General features: G+C 38.4%; 20 protein-coding genes and 2 pseudogenes. 13 read left to right on the top strand and 9 right to left on the bottom strand.

The features are described from left to right. Positions 1 to 105: 105 nt before the first annotated feature. Positions 106 to 324: a hypothetical protein gene (locus tag C4E06_RS14845; RefSeq protein WP_107668774.1), complete on the bottom strand. Its 219-nt coding sequence runs from the start codon at positions 322 to 324 to the stop codon at positions 106 to 108. A gap of 193 nt (positions 325 to 517) precedes the next feature. On the opposite strand from C4E06_RS14845, the gene C4E06_RS14840 reads away from it, so the two are divergent. Continuing rightward, positions 518 to 2,437 carry a chromosome segregation ATPase gene (locus C4E06_RS14840; protein WP_107668773.1) on the top strand — a complete coding sequence of 640 codons (1,920 nt, stop codon included), beginning with the start codon at positions 518 to 520 and terminating at the stop codon, positions 2,435 to 2,437. Positions 2,438 to 2,464: 27 nt separating this feature from the next. After that, entirely contained in the window at positions 2,465 to 3,238 is a 774-nt protein-coding gene (locus tag C4E06_RS14835) for a DUF1350 family protein (RefSeq protein WP_107668772.1), read from the top strand. Here C4E06_RS14835 and C4E06_RS14830 read toward each other — a convergent pair whose 3' ends face one another. Beyond that, positions 3,239 to 3,562, bottom strand: a complete 324-nt coding sequence (locus tag C4E06_RS14830; RefSeq protein ID WP_107668771.1) for a cupin domain-containing protein — start codon at positions 3,560 to 3,562, stop codon at positions 3,239 to 3,241. A gap of 96 nt (positions 3,563 to 3,658) precedes the next feature. Between C4E06_RS14830 and glmU the strand changes: the two genes are divergently transcribed. Both glmU and C4E06_RS29590 read left to right on the top strand, forming a co-directional pair. Further along, entirely contained in the window at positions 3,659 to 5,023 is a 1,365-nt protein-coding gene (gene glmU, locus C4E06_RS14825) for a bifunctional UDP-N-acetylglucosamine diphosphorylase/glucosamine-1-phosphate N-acetyltransferase GlmU (RefSeq protein WP_107668770.1), read from the top strand. 6 nt (positions 5,024 to 5,029) lie between these two features. After that, positions 5,030 to 5,098 (top strand): annotated as a pseudogene (locus C4E06_RS29590) (DUF2887 domain-containing protein); the annotation flags it as partial. 181 nt (positions 5,099 to 5,279) lie between these two features. Here the strand turns inward: C4E06_RS29590 and C4E06_RS14815 are convergent. From C4E06_RS14815 to C4E06_RS14795, 5 genes are all read right to left on the bottom strand, one after another. Then, positions 5,280 to 5,495, bottom strand: coding sequence for a hypothetical protein (locus C4E06_RS14815; RefSeq protein ID WP_107668769.1), 216 nt, complete (start codon positions 5,493 to 5,495; stop codon positions 5,280 to 5,282). A gap of 661 nt (positions 5,496 to 6,156) precedes the next feature. Beyond that, positions 6,157 to 6,471 carry a hypothetical protein gene (locus C4E06_RS14810; RefSeq protein ID WP_107668768.1) on the bottom strand — a complete coding sequence of 105 codons (315 nt, stop codon included), beginning with the start codon at positions 6,469 to 6,471 and terminating at the stop codon, positions 6,157 to 6,159. 279 nt (positions 6,472 to 6,750) lie between these two features. Further along, a complete protein-coding gene (locus C4E06_RS14805; RefSeq protein ID WP_107668767.1) occupies positions 6,751 to 7,659 on the bottom strand; it encodes a ParB/RepB/Spo0J family partition protein in 909 nt (302 codons plus the stop codon). Between the two features lie 335 nt (positions 7,660 to 7,994). Beyond that, positions 7,995 to 9,314, bottom strand: coding sequence for a cell wall metabolism sensor histidine kinase WalK (locus C4E06_RS14800; RefSeq protein ID WP_107668766.1), 1,320 nt, complete (start codon positions 9,312 to 9,314; stop codon positions 7,995 to 7,997). A gap of 49 nt (positions 9,315 to 9,363) precedes the next feature. After that, positions 9,364 to 10,653, bottom strand: a complete 1,290-nt coding sequence (locus tag C4E06_RS14795) for a hypothetical protein (protein WP_107668765.1) — start codon at positions 10,651 to 10,653, stop codon at positions 9,364 to 9,366. Positions 10,654 to 11,064: 411 nt separating this feature from the next. On the opposite strand from C4E06_RS14795, the gene murF reads away from it, so the two are divergent. The 4 genes from murF (at position 11,065) to C4E06_RS14775 (ending at position 15,959) form a co-directional block, all read left to right on the top strand. Further along, complete coding sequence (gene murF / locus C4E06_RS14790) at positions 11,065 to 12,420, top strand: UDP-N-acetylmuramoyl-tripeptide--D-alanyl-D-alanine ligase (protein WP_107668764.1); 1,356 nt, start codon at positions 11,065 to 11,067, stop codon at positions 12,418 to 12,420. 20 nt (positions 12,421 to 12,440) lie between these two features. Further along, the gene (locus C4E06_RS14785) at positions 12,441 to 13,409 is read left to right on the top strand and encodes a 3'(2'),5'-bisphosphate nucleotidase (protein WP_107668763.1); all 969 of its coding nucleotides are present in this window, start codon (positions 12,441 to 12,443) and stop codon (positions 13,407 to 13,409) included. A gap of 162 nt (positions 13,410 to 13,571) precedes the next feature. Beyond that, positions 13,572 to 14,231 carry a sulfotransferase family 2 domain-containing protein gene (locus tag C4E06_RS14780; RefSeq protein WP_107668762.1) on the top strand — a complete coding sequence of 220 codons (660 nt, stop codon included), beginning with the start codon at positions 13,572 to 13,574 and terminating at the stop codon, positions 14,229 to 14,231. An 81-nt stretch (positions 14,232 to 14,312) separates the two neighbouring features. After that, entirely contained in the window at positions 14,313 to 15,959 is a 1,647-nt protein-coding gene (locus C4E06_RS14775; protein WP_107668761.1) for a DUF3352 domain-containing protein, read from the top strand. 22 nt (positions 15,960 to 15,981) lie between these two features. Here C4E06_RS14775 and C4E06_RS14770 read toward each other — a convergent pair whose 3' ends face one another. Continuing rightward, the gene (locus tag C4E06_RS14770) at positions 15,982 to 16,572 is read right to left on the bottom strand and encodes a rhomboid family intramembrane serine protease (RefSeq protein ID WP_107668760.1); all 591 of its coding nucleotides are present in this window, start codon (positions 16,570 to 16,572) and stop codon (positions 15,982 to 15,984) included. An 87-nt stretch (positions 16,573 to 16,659) separates the two neighbouring features. Between C4E06_RS14770 and folB the strand changes: the two genes are divergently transcribed. The 3 genes from folB (at position 16,660) to C4E06_RS14755 (ending at position 18,240) form a co-directional block, all read left to right on the top strand. Further along, complete coding sequence (gene folB, locus C4E06_RS14765) at positions 16,660 to 17,019, top strand: dihydroneopterin aldolase (RefSeq protein ID WP_107668759.1); 360 nt, start codon at positions 16,660 to 16,662, stop codon at positions 17,017 to 17,019. Between the two features lie 393 nt (positions 17,020 to 17,412). Next, positions 17,413 to 17,607, top strand: a complete 195-nt coding sequence (locus C4E06_RS14760; RefSeq protein ID WP_107668758.1) for a hypothetical protein — start codon at positions 17,413 to 17,415, stop codon at positions 17,605 to 17,607. A gap of 27 nt (positions 17,608 to 17,634) precedes the next feature. Further along, a complete protein-coding gene (locus C4E06_RS14755; RefSeq protein WP_107668757.1) occupies positions 17,635 to 18,240 on the top strand; it encodes a DUF3318 domain-containing protein in 606 nt (201 codons plus the stop codon). Here the strand turns inward: C4E06_RS14755 and C4E06_RS14750 are convergent. Then, positions 18,233 to 19,663, bottom strand: a complete 1,431-nt coding sequence (locus C4E06_RS14750) for an aminotransferase class I/II-fold pyridoxal phosphate-dependent enzyme (protein ID WP_107668756.1) — start codon at positions 19,661 to 19,663, stop codon at positions 18,233 to 18,235. The genes C4E06_RS14755 and C4E06_RS14750 overlap by 8 nt on opposite strands. A 358-nt stretch (positions 19,664 to 20,021) precedes the next feature. On the opposite strand from C4E06_RS14750, the gene C4E06_RS14745 reads away from it, so the two are divergent. Both C4E06_RS14745 and ribB read left to right on the top strand, forming a co-directional pair. Next, positions 20,022 to 20,735, top strand: coding sequence for a response regulator transcription factor (locus C4E06_RS14745; protein WP_198648701.1), 714 nt, complete (start codon positions 20,022 to 20,024; stop codon positions 20,733 to 20,735). A gap of 87 nt (positions 20,736 to 20,822) precedes the next feature. Then, a pseudogene (ribB, locus tag C4E06_RS14740) lies at positions 20,823 to 21,640 on the top strand (3,4-dihydroxy-2-butanone-4-phosphate synthase); the annotation flags it as partial.

Here is a 21,640-nt window from a genome sequence, read left to right as displayed (position 1 = left end):
AAAAAACAATCCGCTCAAAGCATCAAGTCACCAAGATCCAGTAATCTATTCAATACAGTTAAACCTACACGGGTAACCCCATGCAGGAATAAAAAATAGAAAATATTAACTAATTTCTTCAATAGAACGTTCTAACATCGACTCTTCTCTAGTTTCTTGGTGCTTACGTTCTTGGGCTAAGGACTCCCTCGCTTTTTCATTAACATCTTCTTCGTGGTGAGTTTGCTCCACTTCAGCAGCCCGATTAACCATTGTTTGATGACGTTGTTCATCGTTAAGATGTTCTTGAGCCATCAATTCCCGTGCTTTTTCTTCGGTATTCATAATTGAATTTCTCCATGGCTGACACTATTTATATTTTATCATCGCCCATCACAAAGCTAAAACTTTGCGTTACATTATCATTAAACCCTGTTGTGTCTGATGCCTTAAAAAAAATTAGGTATAATCCCTTAAGCAAGGCATAATAGAAGGGGTTGATGAGGAGGAATCGGGACTTGTTAAAGTCTCTAATATTATGGAACGATCAACAAATCAAGGGACGACTGCCAATCACCAAGCTTTATTAGAGCGAATTGCCCTGCGAACTGGTCAAATTCCTTGGCAACTGTGGGCAATTATTTTAATTATTGTCTCTGGAACCATCGGTTTTACCGCAACCTCGATGTTGTTAAGGTTGCCAAAATCCCCTCAATGTGTGCGAATTTTTTGGCCCGTGGCCTCAGCCTCCATGCGTATCTATTGCGCCCAAATAGAAGCAGAACAAGGGACCGTCGATAGCTTCCTACGTGCCATTAAATTAGTTGAGGCACTACCCGATGATCACCCCCTCCGACATGAAATTAACCGTAACGTTGAAGAATGGGCTGTGGCGATTCTTGATATTGCCGAAAAAGAATTCCAACAGGGTAAATTAGAAGCAGCCATTAAAACAGCCCGTCGTGTCCCTAATAACGTTCAAGTGTACGAAGTCGTAGAAGAGCGAATCGAAAAGTGGCGCAGCATTTGGCGAGAAGGAGAAGAAATTTTTGCTCAAGTGGAAGAAGAGTTACGGGAGTCGAACTGGAATTTCGCCTTTAGAGAAGCGGTTAAACTCTTGAGTGTTCCCAACAAATACTGGGCAACCACGCGATATGATGACACGGTCAAGAGAATTCAACTCGCCCAAGAAGAAAGCAGTCGCTTGGACAAAGCTTATGCAGTGATGCGTCGTGGAGGAATCGAGAACTGGTTATCAGCGATCGCCGACGCTGAAAAAATTACCCCTGAGAGTTACGCCTACCGAGAAGCTCAAAACCTCATCGCAGATGCCAAAGAAAAAATTATGGATCATGTTGATGATCTGATTGATGAGCGTCGTTGGTCCAGTTTATCTGATGTGGTTAATCAACTCCCAGATAGTTTGGCCTTATCGGAAGAGATTGCCGACTGGAGAACCCTGGCCAGTGCCGGCCTCGACGCTCAAACCGGAACCGTCGAAAACTTAGAAATTGCTATTCTAGCCCTAGAAGAAATTGACGAAAATCGTCCCCTCTATCAAGAAGCCCAAGATTTGATCAGTCGTTTCCAATTAGAAAAACAAGATGTTATTCATCTGCAAGAAGCCCGTGACTTAGCGTCAGGGGGGAGTGTAGATGATTTGAATGCAGCGATCGCAGCCGCCGAACAAGTTCCATCGAGTAACCCCCGTTATCAAGAGGCCAGAGAAGAAATTAGTCAATGGACTAATACCATTCAACTGCGCGAAGATCAACCGATTCTTGACAATGCCCGCAGTATCGCAGCCAGTGGCAATATCTCTGATTTAAGAGAAGCGATCGCTCAAGCTCAAAGGATTGGATCGGGCCGAGCTTTGTCCGGTGAAGCCCGACAAGAAATTAATCAATGGCGTACCAGTATTCAACGTCAAGAAGATCAACCGATTCTTAATCAAGCCATGGCCTTAGCAGCCGGAAACGAGTATCAAGCAGCGATTAACACCGCTCAGCGAATTGGTTCAGGCCGGGTTCTGTATTCAGAAGCTCAAAGGAATATTAACCAATGGCAACAGGAAATTCAGGCCGATCGCAATTTACAAGAAGCTTATTTAATCGCTCAACCCCAAACCCCTCAAGCCTTAATTTCGGCCATTGCTGTGGTGCGTAAAATTCCCGCTTCCACTGATGTAGGTTCTCAAGCGAAACAAGCCCTAGATCGTTGGAGTTTCCAATTACTCTCTATGGCTCAAAAATTAGCCAGTCGTTCCTTGTTACCTGAAGCCCTGAAATTAGCTAAGATGATTCCTAGGGATAGTGCGGCTTATAGCTCCGCTCAAGCCCAAATTACGACATGGAATAAGCTTATGCAACCCCCACAACCAGAACTGCCTCCTTCTTTAGCTCCCCAAAACGAATTTGTGCCAATTCTTGACACTGAAACCTCTGAGGGTGAACCATAAAGAAGATCGGATTAAGTTAATTAGATTATGGAATGGCAAGAAATCTCAGGAAGTTCCGTTTTAGTTCCTAGATACCCCGTCGCGATTATTCATTTTTTAGGCGGTGCTTTTGTAGGAACGGCACCGAATGTTACCTATCGTTGGCTCCTCGAAGAATTGGCCAAGGAAGGGTATGCTATCATAGCGACTCCTTTTGTGAATACGTTTGATCATTTAGCGATCGCTCGCAGTGTTCTTAACCGTTTTGAGAACATTTTAGACCGTTTACACACGAATAGATCCCTCGGACAAGGTTATTTACCCATTTATGGCATTGGTCACAGTATGGGGTGTAAACTTCATTTATTAATTGGGAGTCTTTTTTCTGTTGAAAGGGCAGGTAATATTCTTATTTCTTTTAATAATTATCCGGTCAAAAAAGCGATCCCTTTTTTAGAACAAATTGATGTAGAAAAATACTTAAGTTTAGAGTTTACACCCTCTCCTGATGAAACTAAAATCATTATCGCAAAAGATTACAAAATAAGACGCAACTTATTAGTAAAATTCACTAACGATAACATAGATGAAACTCTAGTTTTAAGTCCTCTTTTAGACGAAAAATATCCTAATTTAATCGCCTTACAAAATTTATCGGGTAATCATTTAACCCCCTTATCCCAAGAAATAAAGTGGCAAATGGGGGAAGTTTTTACTCCTTTTGATGCCGTCGGACAATGGGTTAAACAAACTCTTTCCCGTGATTTATATCAACTAAAATATGAAATTTTACGATGGTTAGATCCGGCTAAAATTGTATAATTAACCGACTAAATTTCCATGAATAGCTAACCAAATGCAAGGGGGATCACTACTGGTAAAAATAACCCGATGTTTTTGATGAGCTTTAATTAATAAATAATCTCCTGATTTAAGATCAATTGAGGAGTTATCTGAGTATAATAACGTCGCCTCTCCTTGCAACAAAATCACCCATTCATCTTGATCTTGATCATACCAAGAGCCTTCCGGTGTGGTTTGTCCCGTAGAAATAATACGCTCTATTATAACATTTTTACTATTAATAATCGTCTCAAAAATCTCTTGTTTTTTAGGCAATTCAGGAAGTCTAAAAATATTGTTCATTCTAAATTCTACATTCTACATTCTACATTCCTAAACCCCTATGCAAAAAACACAGGACACGATATACTCCTTTCGAGACTGTTGATGGATAGAAACATGGTAGCCGTAGCAATTCTTGCAGCAGGAAAAGGAACACGGATGAAATCTGACTTACCTAAAGTATTACACACTTTAGGGGGGCGATCGCTTGTACAAAGGGTACTCGATAGTTGCGATCTCATTAACCCATCCCGAAAATTGATTATTATTGGTTATGAAGGGGAACAAGTCAAACAGTCTTTTGAAAATCCCTCATCCCTAGAATTCGTAGAACAAAAGGAACAATTAGGCACAGGCCACGCTATACAGCAGTTATTACCCCATTTACAAGGGTTTGAGGGAGATTTATTGGTTTTAAACGGCGATGCGCCCTTATTACGCTCTGAAACCTTAGAAAAATTACTTCATATTCATCAAAAAAATAATAACGCAGCCACCTTATTAACCGCTAATTTACCCAACCCCAAAGGTTACGGACGAGTTTTCTGCGATGGAAACAACTATGTTAGTCAAATTGTCGAAGATCGTGACTGTAATGCAGCACAAAGGAAAAATCATCGGGTAAATGGAGGAATTTATTGTTTTAACTGGCCCCAGTTAGCTCAAGTGTTACCGAAACTTTCTACTAATAATGACCAACAAGAGTATTATTTAACCGAGGTTGTCGATTATCTTAACCCTGTGATGGCCGTTGATGTAGAAGATTATTATGAGATTAATGGGATCAATGATCGCTATCAACTGTCTGAAGCTAACGATATTTTACAAGATCGCATCAAAAAGCGTTGGATGAGTGCAGGGGTGACGATGATTGATGCTGATAGCATTACTATTGATGATACGGTTAATTTAGCACCTGATGTCATCCTCGAACCTCAAACCCATTTACGGGGTAAAACAACTGTCGGTGCAAAAAGTCGTATCGGTCCGGGTAGTCTCATTGAAAATAGTACCATCGGTGAAGAAGTAACGGTACTTTATTCGGTTGTGAGTGACTCTGAGGTTGCTGATAACTGTCGGGTTGGCCCATACACCCATCTAAGAGGAGAGGCGAAAATTGAAGCATCTTGTCGCATTGGTAATTTTGTGGAGATTAAAAAGACTCAGGTAGGAAATAAGAGCAATGTTGCTCATTTATCCTATCTTGGGGATGCTCAGTTAGGCCAACAAGTTAATGTGGGTGCAGGAACTATTACCGCTAATTATGATGGTTATCAGAAGCATCAGACCATTATAGGCGATCGCACTAAAACAGGTGCAAACAGTGTCTTTGTTGCGCCGGTAACGTTGGGTGAAGAGGTAACAGTGGCTGCCGGATCGGTTGTTACAAACGATGTTCCAGATCATGCTTTAGTTATTGCCAGACAACGACAACGTATTATTGAAGATTGGAAGGCGAAAATGGCTCAAAAACAAAAATAATAAGGGATCAAAACAAATACTATCTTCTATCGTCTTTTTCAATCTTTCCCCAGTATCTTCTTTGAATTAATTCAACACCTATTATGTCCATTCCTGTAGGGTGGGCAAACACTGAAAGATACTTCATGATCAGGTTAGGTAATTATTTTTGCCCACCGTTTCTATTGAAGAATGATATAACGATGATGGTGGGCAATGATAGAAACTATCTTGATTCAGTTATCAATTATCTCTGTTTGCCCACTCTACGCTTTTTTTACAACCGAGTAATTAACATCCCTGTTAAGGTTGCAAAGGAACTTTGAGCGAGATCAGTGACAAGATCAGGAGTTGGTTTATCTTGGATACTTAAGACGATTGAACCAACCAAACAGACAATTAACGTTAACGAGAGAACTTTAGCAATGTTCACGCTTAAAGAGTGCTGATTATTGTCTGGTTTGTTCTCTTTTTTTGCTTGTTTAAACCACATAATACATTTTCTAATTCAACAGAGGGTGTTTTTAGCCTGGTAGCTTACAACTTACCCATATTGATCAGGATAACTTATAAAATCGTTTTTGTGCAATATTTAAAATCAAAAATTATATGATAATCAACTAATTGACAATCAATGATATTGCAGGAGTACATCATTTGTGTTTAGGACGCAGGAGTACAGTTAGAACTACTCTCTTGTGTACACAGGTGTTGCTATATTACATAAGGAGTATGCTAAGGGCGAGTCATGAATAGTTTAGTTTTCGGGCTAGTCTACTTGGGTGTAGGGTGGGTATAGGGTGACACTATCAAGTTATTGGTGAAGTGTGCAATGCTATCCAGTGCTATCCAGGGCTGCCGAGAGTTGTCTGCATACATTGTGAGCATTACTGGAGTAGGGGAAGACTATAGAAAACTTTAAGGCTACATTATTGGCGTAGTAGGAGGAGACTATAAGTTATTACAGCTTGTTACATAACGGTGAACTTGTTATGTATTTATTGATCAGAGCTAGATTGCTAATAGGGGAAGTAATAGTGAAATGGGTTGGTACTCGTGACGTATAACGTTATCCGTCAAAAAGATAAACGTAGGGGTCAACGGCCGTTGACCCCTACAAGCAATAAAAATATTCATCTAAATTCGGTAAATAATTAATGTGGCAATAAGTTGGGAAAAAATAACTTGATGAACCCTGAAACGAAAGCCAAGATGAAACCAACGGCAACAGAACGATTAAGAAACTCTTGAGAATCTAAGCGTTTATTGATTCCTTTAAGGTCTGTTTTAACTTCTGCTAGTTCTACCTCAACCGTATTCAACTTTTCAAGTTTGGTATTTACACCCTTAATTTCTTGTCTAACGTCCTTAATTTCTTGTTTAATCTCTTTTTGATTGGTGTCTATTTTATCCTCAATACGTTTGAGAATTTCTTGTAGGGAATAAGGAACTGTGATAGGTTCATTCATAAGTTAAACTTGTAATAGTATTTGTTTGATTTAGTCTCTTGATGTTTTGCAAGGGACTATTTTTATTTTATCCTCACTATCATCTTTATCCTATTGTTAAGCTGAATCAATAATCTTGACGGATAACGTTATCCGTCAACAAAATAAGTAGGTAGATAAAAATAAATGTAAGTTTGTAGTAAGTCATTGAGAACAACAAAGCTAGTCAGAAGAAAGGCTGAAGCCTTAATTATGGACTTTTGTGCGATCCCTTGCTTCTCTAAGCACAAATCCAAATCTTTATTCTAAAATATCTCTAAGTTGCATCAATAAAGTTTCAAGTTGAGCCTTTTTGCTTTCATCCTTCCAAGCATCGGATTTAATTTTTGTTATAGCTTTAAACTCTTTATATAAATCTGTTGAATTATTAACTCTTGGGACTGTTTGATTTTGTTCTAAAATTTCTTGAATTTTTTCCTTAATTTGCCTCAAAGTTAACTGTTCAGTAATGGCTAACTCCATCAAATTTCTACGGTCAATCTCATTATCTAGTTTAGCGATCGCCTTAGCTTTAGTATAGTCTAATTCTCCTTGTCTTAATACTTGTAAGACATCATCAGGCAAATTTAACAACGGTAAACGATTAGTCCGAAAACTCTCTCGATTCAATCGTCCGATTTTCATAAAAAGATCATCGATCATATCTATTTGACGTTTAACGTTATCCGTCAAAGGTTGATTCCGTCGTTGAGCATTGGCCGCCTTATTCAGAAGTTGAATCACTTCTTGATTAGAAGCTATCTCTAAGGTTTGACGAATTAACTCTAACATTCCTTCTGTTTCATCAATGGCGTTAAGGTCGTCCCGTTGCATATTCTCCAACAAAGCCAACTCAAACGCTTGTTGTTCATCAATATCCTTAACAATGACAGGAATTTGTGTTTTTCGGGCATTTTTCGCTGCACGATAACGACGTTCCCCGGCTACCAACTCATAGAGATGATCATTCAGGGGTCGAACGATTAAAGGTTCTAAAATCCCGTATTCTTCAATAGATGCTGTCAATTCCTCTAACTTTTCTCGGTTAAAAGAGCGTCGCGGTTGCCGTTGGGGGAGTTGAATTTGTTCAACATCAAGCCATTGACCAATGGGTGCAATCGGTTGCTTATCCACATTTTTAGAAGAGTCTCGCTTTTGAGATTGGGCCATAGAATTCACTCATATAGATTAATCATTCATCTTAAGTTTAAACGATTGTCTATAATGCTTTGCCCTAATCTTTGCTATATTAAGAGTAGGGAGATAAAATAAATCCCAAGATACATTTTCTTTTCCCAATCATAGGGTGTTAGCAGAATAGCCTGGCAGCTTCGTTAACCTTACCCTAGATTGGGTTTTATCGTGCCACGCACTAGGGAAGGGGGAATGGGCAAGGGTTCTCCCCCTTTTGTGAGGGGGAGTTAGAGGGGGTGGCAATGGTTGATTAGATAATAATTTCAACCCTAACAAATAACAAACACCTTATTTGTATTACTAGATAATCTCTAAATTGGTAAAACGACTGTAAAGATCGTTCCTTTGCCTAACTCGCTTTCTACTTTAATGTGTCCATGATGATTGTCTACAATAGCTTTAGCGATCGCCAATCCTAAACCCGAACCCCCTGTACTTTTACGAGAGGGATCAACTTGATAAAACCGATCAAATAAATGATTTAAGGCTGTCTCAGGAACCCCTTTTCCGGTATCTTTGACTTTAACTTGTAACTGATGTAAGCGATCGCGTTTAATTCTTTGTAATTCTACCTCAACCGAAGCTGCTTGATTGTTTTTTTCTGAGACAGTTTCCTCAGAAAAACTATGTTCTAATCCGTTACTAATTAAATTAGTAAATAAACGAGCGAGTTGATCCCAATCTCCCGATAAACTGAAATTATCCTCATCATTGTTATTGGGTTCTACAATATGTAATGACAAAAAAATATTCTTTTGTTGAGCCAAGATTCTTTGTTCTTCTATCACTTCAATTAATAAAGCATCTAAAGGAATCTTTTGCTGTCTAGCTTGTAACATTCCACTATCAGATCGAGCCAAAAATAATAAATCATTGACTAAATTTCCTAACCGTTTCGTCAATCTTTCGACTACTTTTAACTGTCTTTGTTGCACTTGTGGATCAGTATTTCCATAGGTTAAAGCCATTTGTACATTGGTTTGAATGGTAGCAATAGGATTTCTTAATTCGTGGGAAGCATCCGCAGTAAATTGTTTTAAACTTTGATAAGAATCTCGGATCGGTTGAATCGCTAAACCCGATAAAAACCAACCAATAAACCCGACAATAATAATTGTAATTAAGGTTCCTAAAGCTAAATCAAAACTCAATTGACGAATGGGTTTTGTCACCTCAAACCAAGGATGACTAACCCTTAAATACCCTAAAATATAACGCTCTAAATTGATTTTTGCCGTCACCTGTCTAAGAATGCGATCGCCGTTAAGATGAACCGTTTCCGCTCGTCGGTTAAGATGAAGAGGGATCACAGGAGGATCACTAAACGTTGACCAAACTAACTCTCCTTGAGGGTTAAACCATTCAATATCAATATGATCATCTTCCACTGCTTCTGCATTATCCCTAAAACTAGCCTCTACATTGACCTGATAGCGTCCCTGAGACACAGAAACGGACTCAATGACCAAAGAACGGTTAACCACCTCGACAACGTGCTTTAAGGTATCATCAACTCGTTCAACTAAGGTACTCCGAACATAAAAAAAGACTCCTGTAGCAAACAGAAGGAGCAAAATAGCTGTAACCGCAGTGTACCACAGGGCTAGACGACGGCGTGTCGCTTGAAACATAGAAATATAGACTTGAAACCCAACTGAAGACTATCAAATCTTCTTAAACTTATCTCATTTTAACTTGTTTTAAACAGGATAAATCTACCTTGCCAAAATGAACGCTAAACGCTAATTGTAAATTTTCTAAGGATTTAACTAACCAGGGAACCCCTTCTTTAGTAAAAGATTCGTAGTGATTGAATAAGATAGAAAAACGCTTTTCTAAATAGGGTTTAACCTTGCTAGACACTAAAACAACCTTCAGTAGTAAACCCATTGTCCGTGTGACTCCCATATTAGAAATCATGTCGACAAAAACGTAGTGATCGGGTTTCTTACCGTTTTCTACCACCAAAAAATTCATTAATTGACTCGCAGTTCGTAACATCAAGAACTCACTGGGTTTTTGATGATTACACTCAGGGAGAGTGTTCTGTAGTAATTGGTAGAGATTTTTATTAAATTGTCCTTTGGAATATTTAGGATCTAAAGAAGTGAGAATATACTCATAAAGATCATCTTTGTAACGTCCGAAGGTTTGGGTATGAACCGTATGACTCAAGAAGTTTTGCGATAAACTTTTATAGGTATAACCTCCATCAACCGTGCCGACATAATGCTTTAATGCTTGGTTTAATTCTTTATCTTTGAGAAGGGTGGGATTTTTGACCGGGCGAATAATACGGCCTTTTTCGGGAACGGCTAATTCAGGGGATCTCGACAGTTGTGCTAATCTTACTTTATAGGTAACATAGCGAGACAAATTCACCTCGAAACGTTTTTCCGTTTGAGTTTTAATTTTTCTTACCGTTTGTTGGTGTTCTTGGCTGCTTTCTTCTCCCAAAAGACAATGATTATACAAATAGGGATAACGATGAATCAAGTTACCCACCGTGTTAGACTTTTCGGGATTGAGTTTGTTATTAATAACCCGGGCCAATCGCTGAAGCTTATTATACTGATCGGACTGGGTAAAGTTTTTGACCAGATATCGAACTCGGTTCGCTGTATTTTGATAACCACTACGGGGAGGAGCAAGATTCTCAAAAAGCCCAACTAACTCAGGAATCGCACTATGAGACTGAACATCCATCTGCCAATGGTTGATTAAAATATGGCAGCAACGGTTGAAGAAGTAGTTGAATTGATATTCACCATTCTTCTGTTTCACGATTTTTTCTAACGCTGTATAGAGTTGAGGATCGCGAAACCCTCTAGCTTCGATAAATAAGCGACGAAAGTCTTCAACCAACTGACCTGGGGTGTCAGTTCGGACGTGCTGTAAGAAGTAGTCGTAGAAGAGTTGCTCTTCTTTAGCTCCTTGTTGTAATGAGTGGGTTTGGGATAGGTGCTTCATGGTCGTCAGCCCATTCTAATTGATTAATTCAACCTGGGGCTGTAAAATTCCGTTTAGATTATCGGTAAATTTCTCGCCCGCTTTTGGTCTAATGATAGAAGTTGCTCAAGCATTTTTAGCTGTTTTGTTTTTGCCAATGGTTTGTATTCTATTGCCTCACTATTATAGCAATCTTAGTAAGAATTTAGAAAACACTTCTCTTTCTCAATTGGTTAATAATAGCTCAGTTAAACCCGTTTTGATAAAGTTTATAGTTAAACATACTTTAGTTAATAACCTTTGTTTTGTAAAGACATTCCTTAAAGTAACGGAAAAGAACACCTTTTGTATGTGATCTTGATCACAAATTTTCCATTTTTCATATTCAGTGAATTCCCGATATTTTTCTCCGTAGTTATTCTAGTTAGTAAGATGATTCTAAGTGAAATTCCAAATATTTTAAACAAAAATTTCCGAAAGTCTTCTCAACTTTTATCAAATCAAGTAATACATGAAGTTAATACAGATACTCGATTTTTAAGAGAGAATGATCTATTTGTCGCCCTAAAAGGAGAAAAATTTGATGGTCATTCATTTATAGAAAATGCAATTTCTAAAGGAGCAATCGCCATAATTGTCGACCATGAGGTATCGGTAATTTCTAGTAAGAAAATTCCGCAAATTATTGTTAAAGATACATTAATCGCATATCAAGAAATTGCAAATTGGTGGCGAAATAAGCTGACAATTCCTATCATCGGCATCACAGGGTCGGTGGGCAAGACCACAACAAAAGAGTTAATCGCTTCAGTATTAGGGGTTTATGGAAAGGTTCAGAAAACCCAAGCTAACTATAATAACGAAATTGGTGTACCGAAAACCCTCTTATCATTAACAACAAGTGATGATTATGCTGTTGTTGAAATGGCGATGCGAGCTAGAGGAGAAATTGCCTTACTCAGTCAAATTGCTCGCCCTACCATTGGCATCATTACCAATGTAGGAACGGCACATATTGGACGACTGGGATCACGAGAAGCGATCGCTGAGGCAAAATGCGAATTGTTGGCCGAAATGCCCCAAGATAGCATTGCTATCCTTAATCATGATGATCCACGGCTCATGGAAACAGCAGCCAGGGTATGGCAAGGTAAAACCATTACCTATGGATTAGAAGGAGGCGATATTACAGGAGAATTGCTCGATAATCAGATATTAAGAGTCGAGGGAATGGATTTTCCTCTACCTTTACCCGGTCGTCACAATGCTTTGAATTATTTAGCTGCTTTGGCAGTGACGAAACAGTTAAACTTAGACTGGAATCTTTTGACCCAAGGGGTAACCGTTGACCTTCCCAAAGGGCGATCGCAACAATATTCCCTCCATAACGATATCCTCCTTTTAGACGAAACCTATAACGCTGGTTTAGAGTCCATGAAAGCAGCCTTACAACTGCTCAAAGATACCCCCGGTCAGCGTCATTTAGCCGTCCTCGGCACCATGAAAGAATTAGGAGAAGCATCAGGGCAGTTACATCAGGAAGTGGGGGCAATGGCTGAAAAATTGGACATTGATGGTCTTTATATCTTAGTGGATGACCCAGAAGCCCAAGCTATTACTCAAGGAGTTAAAACCATTGAAACCGAATGTTTTTCTACCCATGAAGCATTGATACAACGCTTAACCGAAGTCATTAAACCGGGCGATCGCATTTTATTTAAAGCGTCTAATTCTGTCGGTTTAAATCGCGTCGTCGAAGCAGTGCATAATCTAATAGATAATAAATAAGGAACTAGGTTTGTTAAAAAATGAGTTATCAACCAGAAAAAGAATTAGCGTTGAAGATAGTCAGACAAGCAGCTAAACTGTGTCAACGAGTCCAACAAACCCAAGGCCGCCAAGCTGTGCAAAAAGCTGATACCAGTCCCGTAACCGTGGCAGATTTTGGGGCGCAAGCTATCCTATGTCAAGGGTTAATGGAGTCATTTCCGAATGATCCAGTCATTGGTGAAGAAGACGCGACACTTCTGCAAAAACCCGGCTTAGAAGGAGTTCGTCAGCAAATTATTGAACAGGTACAACAAAGTATTCCCACAGCAACCCCCGACAATGTTATTGATTGGATCAACTGGGGTAATGGAAACGTTGCACCCCGTTACTGGACTTTGGACCCCATTGATGGCACAAAAGGATTTATCCGAGGCGATCAATATGCTGTCGCTTTGGCGTTAGTGGAAGCAGGAGAGGTGAAGTTAGGGGTGTTAGCTTGTCCTGCCTTTCCGAGAGAAGATGGGAATAAGGGAGTTATTTTCTTGGCGATTCGGGGTCAAGGGGCTGTAGAAATACCCCTAGAAGGGGGAACTTCTCAAAAGATTCAAGTAGATCCTTCGGCTCATTTTGAGCAATTATATCGCATCGAAAGTGTTGAATCCGTCCATAGCGATCGCCAGGTGCAAACCGCCATCGATCAGCGTTTAGGGTTAACCTATGCAGCCAAACAAATGGACTCTTTGGCGAAATATGGAGCGATCGCCAGAGGAGATGCTCATCTTTATACGAGAGTTCCTTTACCGCAATTTGAAGGCAAGAAAGAAAATATCTGGGATCATGCAGCCGGAGTGATTATGGTAGAAGAAGCCGGGGGTAAAGTAACAGATTTAGAGGGTAAACCTTTAGATTTTTCTGTAGGGGCAAAATTAAGCAATAATCATGGTGTTTTAGCGACAAATGGGTCAATTCATTCCCAGGTTTTAGCCGCGATTAAACAAGAAAAATAATTCTTAGGTTTTATTGGGGTAGTGCACCCAGTCTCTTTTGAAAACCTTAGCTCATGGGGGTGAGAAAATTTGTCCAGAAAAACTTAACTATTTGTTCGTAGAGTCTGTTAACATAACAAGTATAATAATCGCCATAAGTAGTCGAGGTTTTATAAAAAAGTTATGCTCATTTCATTTGAAAAAAAATTTATCTTTATCCATGTTTATAAAGTAGCTGGTAGTAGTATTAATAAGGCCCTTAAATCATATCAATATTCACCTAGCCTCTATGTAAAAAGTCTAGATAAAATCTCACAAATATTAAGCCTCGAGGTTCCTTATTTGTTTGATAGAGTAACTAAATTCGAGCATCATGTAACAGCTTCTGAACTCAAAAAATCTCTTTCTCCTAAAGTTTTTAATACATTTTATAAATTTGGTTTTGTTCGTAATCCTTGGGATTGGCAAGTATCTTTATATCACTATGCTCGGAAAGAAAAAACTAATAAACATCATCAACTAATTAAATCTAAAAAAAATTTTGATGAATATATAGATTGGCTTGTTAATGATTGGTGGACAACTCACGAAATTCGCTTACAAAAAAGTTTTTTATATGATGAACAAGGTAATTGTTTAGTAGATTTTATTGGGAAATATGAACAACTAGATCAAGACTTTAACTCCCTTCTAGAAAAGTTGGATGTGAAAGCATCCCTACCTCATGTTAATTCATCAAAACGAAAGAAAGATTATCGCTTATATTATAATGACAAGACTGCCGCATGGCTAGAAGAAGCATATAAAGATGACATAGCTACTTTTGGATATAGTTTTGAATAAAAGGAATTAAGCTAATACTTATTAGCTCTTTAATTCATGAATCATGACTTATAATAGATACAATGATTATGATTAAAGATTATGTCAACTGAGAATAGATCAGGTTATGGTTGTCTTCCGATTATTGGATTAACAGCTATTGTAGCAGTAGGAAGCGCAGGAGCTTATTATTATTTTCGAGGGAACTTACCATTCTTTCCGGGTCAAACTATCACCCCTTTAGTAGCAGCAGAAGTCATTCCTGAGTCAGCGTTTGCTAGTGGTTATCTATCAACTAATAAAAAAGCTTGGCAACAGTTATCTCAGTATGGAAACCCTCAAACACAACAAGACATTCAAACCCGTATTGATCAATGGAATAATGAGAATTTTGCGAATAAAAATATTTCTTTTGAAAAGGATATTCAACCCTGGGTAGATGGGATAACTATAGCATTACTGCCCCCTCAAAAAACATCTCCAATACCTGAAAATGTGCAACCTTTAATGGTTGTGGGTATCAAGAATAAAGTTAAAGCAAAGCAATTTTTTGATAAACTTAAAAAACAAGAAAATGTTACTGTAGAAACGAAGGAATATCAAGATATTACCATTAAACAAGTAACAGATACCTCTGGAAAAGATTTCAGTTTTGCTCTTTTAGATAATCGCTTAGTAGTCGCTGAAAAAGATTATACCATTGAGACAGCAATTGATAGTTTTAAAGGAGCGTCTTCCTATGCTGATAAACCTCAAGTTCAAGAATTATTAAAGCAACCTCTATCGATTAAAAATACGCTTTTCAATATTTATATTCCTAATTATGGGGAAACCATCAAACAATTTTTAGAAAATACCGAGCAACCTATTCCAGAAACTAGCTTAAAACAATTAGATGAAGTTGAATCCATTCTAATTGGAATAGGGGCAGAAAAACAGGGACTACATTTACAAGCGATCGCTAATCTTAACCCCGATCAAATCGATCAAATTCCTGAGACAATACCCAGTAATATTTTAGCAGACTTTCCTGGAAAAACCTTCTTATTAGCCAATGGCCAAGGCATTGATCAAGGATGGAATCAATTACTAGAAACGGCTCAAAAAGATCAAGAAGTCAATCGTTTGGTTAGGGAAATTCGTCAGACATTTCGTGAGGTTAATTTAGATGCAGATCAAGAAGTTTTTAACTGGATGAATGGAGAATTTGGATTAGGAATGATAGAGTTAGATCGGGGGGGAATTGCTAATTTAGGAGTAGGAGGAATGGTAATGTTAGAAACCAGCGATCGCCAAACAGCCAATAACACTTTAGACAAGTTAACTGAGTTAGCTAATGATAATAATGTTACGGTAAATAAAAGAAGTCTTCAAGGAATTGACGTGGTGGAATGGATGTTTCCCTTACAAGGTGTAATCTTGTCTTATGGATGGTTAGATAATGAAAATTTAATGGTAACATTGGGAACATCTTTTGAGATAGTACAAGAATTAAAACAACAAGAGACGATACTACAAAATCCCAATTTTAAAGAACTTAAATCCCTTTTACCGTCTCAGAATTTAGGTTATTTTTATGTTGATTTTTCCCAAATCTCTCAACAATTAAATCAGTTGCCTGGTAAGACAATTCCACCGAAAAGCAAACCCATTGTAGAGTCGATACAAGGGTTAGGAATAACTGTCAGTTTTCCTGATAATTCTACCAGTCAATTCGATGCGGTTTTATCTCTTCCCTCCCAACCCTAAAATAGATTTTCACTCTATTTTTTTAATGATAATACCGCTTTTCATTGGCGATTAATTTAGCGGCTAAAATGCCACCCAAAAAGCCAAATAAGTGGCCTTGCCAAGAAATTCCCGATGCTGTAGGTAACACACCTAACACTAACCCGCCATAAAGAAAAGCTACTACAACAGATAGAAAAACGGAGATAAAATTACGCTGAAAATAACCTCGTAGTAATAAAAATCCTAAGTAACCAAAAATCAAAATACTAGCCCCGATATGGATAGAAGTTGGTGCAGCAAACAACCATACCCCTAAACCACCGACGATCATGGTTAAAATAGTAACAATCCAGAAATCACTTGTTTCTTGTAACATAACTAACCATCCTAACACCAGAAAAGGGATAGTATTACTAATTAAATGGGGTAAATCTCCATGCAAAAAAGGAGCAAAAAGGATACCTCGTAAACCAATTAAACTATGGGGTTGAATTCCATATTGATTTAATCTACCTTTTAAAAAGAAAACGTCAATTAGTTCAGTGATCCAGAAAATACTGACAAAACTGCCTAAAATAGTAATTTGAGTTTTGACTTCACGAGAAAGATTATGATTGGGTGAGTGACTCATAAGATTTATAGTAAAATTATCCTATTCACAATCATAACGATTGAACCTAGATTTTGTCTAAATAGTTCAATTCAACTAATAACTGAAATGGATTTTATTGAAGTGACTGGCATTCGTTGTTACGGTTATACTGGTTATTTACCGGAAGAGCAAGTTTTAGGACAATGGTTTGAAGTCAATTTAACGTTAGGGGTAGATTTAAAAGAGGCTGGTGTTACGGATAATCTTGATGATACCTCAGATTATCGACAGGCGATCGCCATCGTTAAAAATCATATTAAAACCACCAAAGTGGCACTTATTGAAAAGTTAACAGAAATGATCGCTCAAGACATACTCTCTTTACCAAAGGTTAATCAAGTTAGGGTAAGATTAACTAAACTAGCCCCTCCCATTCCCGATTTTGGCGGTAACATTACCATTGATATAACTCGCAAAACCTATTAGTTATTGATTTCTAAACGTTTGATTATTAAAAAAAATGAATGAATGGTATTGATTACGGTGATTCAGGGAAAAATGAGTGTATTTACTCATTTAAAATTCGGTTGAGATCGATATTTTGTGAGGCAGAATAGTAACAAGATTAGAAACGATTAAGAGCTACAATGTAATCATATTAAGGACTTTAGTTATTGTAAAAAGGTCTTGTTTTCACTAATCCCAGAAAATACGGAGTATCCGTAAATTTTGGCACAATATTCCGTGTTTGTCACCAAGCATAATTAATCCCTAATCTGTCACATTGATAATAGAAAGGTTATCTAACAAGGATAACCCATAATTCTTAAACAGCACTTAATGGTTTTGCTTTAAAAATTACTTAGGGATTTTAGAACAATGAAATCATCAATAAACTTATGGCGTTTTAAACATATCGGAATTGCTATTTGGACCTATCTTAATCAACCTTTATTTGATCCCCAGAAACCAATGGTTTGGCAAACCAAACGTTTTTGGTATTTATACAAAATTCAACTCTTAGAAACTTGTTTTCAAAAAGACGGTACCTCTACCACTCATTATACTCAATAATAGAGTAAGGGTTTTGGTTATTTTTTTATGAGTATTGATGCTGAGATTAGTCGTTTATTAGATATCATGCCTGCTTCGGGGAGAATGTTAACGAAGATTGTTAGCAAACCCCAGCAGTCGAAGGTGATTGATGCCCCCTTTGCGCCCCCTTGGAATCGAGAAAGCCGTCCTATTTATATTAACTTTGATTTATGGCGACGGCTACCAAGCGGGCAAAGAGATTTATTAATATTAAGGGCTACTAATCGTTTAATTAATATTCGTTGGTTTAAGCCCGATGTTAATCAATTAATTGTCTTAGCTGGAACTATCGGATTAATGGTTGAAACTGGGCAAGGTGATGCCATAGGAATGTTAATTGCTGGTGGTTTAACGGCTATTTCAATTAGACAAATCTGGCGAGACAATAAAAGTGTTCAACGAGAATTAGATACGGATGAAGCTGCTATCAAAGTGGCTTTAAGACGCGGTTATACAGAAGTACAAGCAGCGCAAAATCTTTTAGAAGGCATAGAAAACGCTGCTAAATTAGAAGGCCGTTCTATTTTAAATTTTACTGAATTGATTCGCGCTCAACACCTTAAATCTTTAGCGAATCTTTCTAATGTTGATGTCCCTGAAAAGATTAATTAATAACTATATTAATTTGCTTTAAAGTGCTATCACTACAACCAGAAATCATACCCCCTAGCTGTTGTATTTTTGTTAGGTAGGTTATGGCTTCATGGGTAATCATTTCTCCTGGCATTAAAACAGGAATACCGGGGGGATAAGGACAAATTAATTCACTACTAATTTTCCCAATACTTTGCTCAATTTTCACTAACTTTTTAGGAGCAAAAAAAGCCTCCCTAGGAGATAATGTTAAGGGAGACGGGTTTAAGAGATAGGGAGAGGAGCAAAACCGAGAATTAGCAGAGGAACGAAAATAATTATGAAGGGTATTAAAAGCATCAATTAATTTGTTAATATCCTGTTTCCTATTACCAATAGAAATAATAAAAGCTAAATGGGATAACATCGGTAACTCAGCAGTAACCTCTAATTTTTCTCGGAAAATATCATCGACTTCTAAACCCGTTATCCCCAAACCAGTGACATTAACTGTTAGGCGAGTTATATCTAAATCATGAAATCCTGGACGCTTTTCTTTTAATTCTAAAACCGATAAATGGTCTATTTCTTTAATTTTGTCAACCGCTAATTTCGATAATTCGATGGTTTGAGTTAATAACTTTTCTCCGTGTAACGCCATTTGTTGTCTCGCCCCATCCAAAGACGCTAATAATAAATAACTAGGACTGGTAGACTCAACTAATTGTAAGGCTTGACTAATGCGTTGAGGATGAATGCGATCGCCTTGTATATGTAACATAGACGCCTGAGTCATGGCCGAGAGGACCTTATGAGTCGATTGTACGCTTAAATCCGCTCCCATGGACAAAGCAGAAGGGGGTAAGGCTTCATGAAACTCAAAATGCGCCCCGTGAGCTTCATCTACCAGTAAGGGAATGTTATAACGATGAGTAATCGCTGCGATAGATTGGATGTCCCCACAAACACCGTGATAAGTAGGATAAACCAATAAAACGGCTTTAACATCGGAATTGTTTTTTAAAGTGGCTTCTAATGCCTTTGGGGTAATGCTCAGAGCCAGATCCCAGGTAGGATCGTATTCTGGATTAAGAAAAATAGGAATCGCTCCAGAAACAATTAAACCCATAATGACAGATTGATGGGCGTTACGGGGTACAATAATTTTATCTCCAGGGCTACAAGTTGCCACAATGGCAGCAATAACGCCACAGGTTGAGCCATTTACCAGGAACCAACTGCGATCAGCCCCAAAGGCTTCCGATGCTAAGATTTGGGCTTGTTTAATGGCCTCATCAGGGGCAAACAAATTCCCCAACTCGGGCAATTCTGGTAAGTCAGCTTGAAACACTGTCTTTCCTAACAAAGACAAGAGGCGATCGCTAATACCTTGTCCCCGTTTATGGCCGGGAACATAAAAAGCAGCATCGGGCTTGTTTTTTAAGGTGGTTAAAACATCAATGAGTGGCGTTGTGTCTTGGCGAGCAAAAAAAAGAGTCTGATGATATTGTCATTGACTATAACCAATAAAGACAATGGGTAACGGTTTGTTGATTCAAGTAGGAAGTTCATGGCTAACTCAAACCCAAAACCACGATCAAGTTAGGGACTTCGATCCTCTTTGATTGTAGTGCAAACCATTGTCGATGACTGTTTAAGTATGCTTAAAAGATCCTTTCACCCATACTGAGATAAAAATAGCATAAAATTTCCCTTTATATATCTTACTTTGGGCAACTTCTCATCAGTTAAGTTTTTATCTATTTGTTTCCTAACCATCTTCAATTATGACTGTTCATATCCCCTACTTACAAACGTCTATGATAATTAATTCCCCTCAACCTAAAATTTTAATTGTGGATGATGATCCGGCGATTTGCCAATTAATTTCTCGATTTTTTAGCTACAATAACTATCATATTGAATCGGCAGCAGATGTCAGAACTGCAAGACAACTCTTTCAAAAGCTTAGCCCAGATTTAGCGATTTTAGATGTGAATTTACCCGACGAAAGTGGGTTTAGTCTTTGTAAAGAAATTCGTCAAACCGGAACCCTTGTGCTGATGTTAACCTGTATGACCGACACTAACTATGTTTTAGAAGGGTTTGAACAAGGGGCCGATGATTATTTGACCAAACCCTTTAATTTAGAAATTCTCAAAGCCAAAATTGCTGCTTTATTAAAACGCCGTGATGGGGGAGAAGTTAACCTAAATACCCCCAATAACTGTATCACGATTGATGAATTGACCATTGATCCTAACCGATGCGAAGTGACCCTTAACCAGGAAGTGTTACCCCTTACCTCTTTAGAATTCGAGTTATTGTACTTTTTGGCTACCCATCCTAACCGCGTTTGGGAAAGAAGCGACTTAATTTCTGCGGTTTGGGGAGATCATCATGAAATAACGGTTGAAAGAAAAGTCGATGTGCATATTGGTCAAATTCGTAAAAAAATTAATGATCTTCAAGGCCAACGCATCAAAACCATTCGTGGTAGAGGTTATATGTTTGAACAATCTCAAAGCGAGTAAATTATCTGCTCTGACATAATGGTTAAGGGCTTGATTCTGAAACACGAGCTAAAATAAGTTAAGTTCTATTAATATCAGCAATCACTTGTGAACGCTTCACAAACCCTAATTCCTGAATTTGATCCCATTGATGCGGCCTTAGCCGATATTAAGGCTGGCCGGGCTATTATTGTTGTCGATGACGAAAACCGCGAAAATGAAGGGGATATCATCTGCGCCGCTCAATTTGCCACCCCTAATATGATTAATTTCATGGCAGTTGAAGCCAGGGGACTGATCTGTTTAGCCATGAACGGGCAACGGTTAGATGAGTTAGACCTTCCCCTGATGGTCACTAAAAACACCGACAGCAATCAAACCGCTTTTACCGTCAGTATTGATGCGTCTCCCCATCTGGGGGTTTCTACGGGGATCTCCGCAGAAGATAGGGCCCGTACCATTCAAGTGGCCATTAATCCTAACACCCAACCTGACGATTTAACCCGTCCAGGTCATATTTTTCCCATTCGGGCCAGAGTGGGAGGGGTTCTTAAACGGGCCGGTCATACGAAGCAGCCGTAGACTTAGCGAGACTCGCAGGACTTTATCCGGCAGGGTGATCTGTGAGATCCAAAACCCTGACGGTTCCATGGCCCGACTCCCTCAACTATTCGATTATGCCAAAAAACATAACCTGAAACTGATTAGTATTGCTGATCTGATTAGTTATCGCCTCAAACACGATCGCTTTGTCTACCGCGAACTGTTTGTCAGTTTCCCAGTCAGTTCGGCACATTTCAACTCTATGCTTACCGCAACGTCTTAGATGACACCGAACACGTGGCCATTGTTAAAGGAGACCCAGTCAGTTTAAAGACCATTCTGTTATGGTACGAATGCACTCAGAATGTTTAACCGGAGATGCG

The organism is Cyanothece sp. BG0011, assembly GCF_003013815.1.
In the GTDB taxonomy this organism is placed as follows: domain Bacteria; phylum Cyanobacteriota; class Cyanobacteriia; order Cyanobacteriales; family Microcystaceae; genus Crocosphaera.
The sequence above is the reverse complement of the archived record's forward strand: the minus strand, read 5'-3'. Positions and strand labels throughout refer to the sequence as shown.

What these genes read in the sequence shown, in the direction of transcription:
- C4E06_RS14795 (WP_107668765.1), bottom strand. Translation starts at nt 10,653, where the DNA reads ATGAAGCACCTATCCCAAACCCACTCATTACAACAAGGAGCTAAAGAA.
- C4E06_RS14770 (WP_107668760.1), bottom strand. Translation starts at nt 16,572, where the DNA reads ATGAGTCACTCACCCAATCATAATCTTTCTCGTGAAGTCAAAACTCAA.
- glmU (WP_107668770.1), top strand. Translation starts at nt 3,659, where the DNA reads ATGGTAGCCGTAGCAATTCTTGCAGCAGGAAAAGGAACACGGATGAAA.
- C4E06_RS14760 (WP_107668758.1), top strand. Translation starts at nt 17,413, where the DNA reads ATGAAATCATCAATAAACTTATGGCGTTTTAAACATATCGGAATTGCT.
- C4E06_RS14745 (WP_198648701.1), top strand. Translation starts at nt 20,022, where the DNA reads ATGATAATTAATTCCCCTCAACCTAAAATTTTAATTGTGGATGATGAT.
- murF (WP_107668764.1), top strand. Translation starts at nt 11,065, where the DNA reads ATGATTCTAAGTGAAATTCCAAATATTTTAAACAAAAATTTCCGAAAG.
- C4E06_RS14780 (WP_107668762.1), top strand. Translation starts at nt 13,572, where the DNA reads ATGCTCATTTCATTTGAAAAAAAATTTATCTTTATCCATGTTTATAAA.
- C4E06_RS14835 (WP_107668772.1), top strand. Translation starts at nt 2,465, where the DNA reads ATGGAATGGCAAGAAATCTCAGGAAGTTCCGTTTTAGTTCCTAGATAC.
- folB (WP_107668759.1), top strand. Translation starts at nt 16,660, where the DNA reads ATGGATTTTATTGAAGTGACTGGCATTCGTTGTTACGGTTATACTGGT.
- C4E06_RS14785 (WP_107668763.1), top strand. Translation starts at nt 12,441, where the DNA reads ATGAGTTATCAACCAGAAAAAGAATTAGCGTTGAAGATAGTCAGACAA.
- C4E06_RS14775 (WP_107668761.1), top strand. Translation starts at nt 14,313, where the DNA reads ATGTCAACTGAGAATAGATCAGGTTATGGTTGTCTTCCGATTATTGGA.
- C4E06_RS14800 (WP_107668766.1), bottom strand. Translation starts at nt 9,314, where the DNA reads ATGTTTCAAGCGACACGCCGTCGTCTAGCCCTGTGGTACACTGCGGTT.
- C4E06_RS14805 (WP_107668767.1), bottom strand. Translation starts at nt 7,659, where the DNA reads ATGGCCCAATCTCAAAAGCGAGACTCTTCTAAAAATGTGGATAAGCAA.
- C4E06_RS14840 (WP_107668773.1), top strand. Translation starts at nt 518, where the DNA reads ATGGAACGATCAACAAATCAAGGGACGACTGCCAATCACCAAGCTTTA.
- C4E06_RS14845 (WP_107668774.1), bottom strand. Translation starts at nt 324, where the DNA reads ATGAATACCGAAGAAAAAGCACGGGAATTGATGGCTCAAGAACATCTT.
- C4E06_RS14830 (WP_107668771.1), bottom strand. Translation starts at nt 3,562, where the DNA reads ATGAACAATATTTTTAGACTTCCTGAATTGCCTAAAAAACAAGAGATT.
- C4E06_RS14755 (WP_107668757.1), top strand. Translation starts at nt 17,635, where the DNA reads ATGAGTATTGATGCTGAGATTAGTCGTTTATTAGATATCATGCCTGCT.
- C4E06_RS14815 (WP_107668769.1), bottom strand. Translation starts at nt 5,495, where the DNA reads ATGTGGTTTAAACAAGCAAAAAAAGAGAACAAACCAGACAATAATCAG.
- C4E06_RS14810 (WP_107668768.1), bottom strand. Translation starts at nt 6,471, where the DNA reads ATGAATGAACCTATCACAGTTCCTTATTCCCTACAAGAAATTCTCAAA.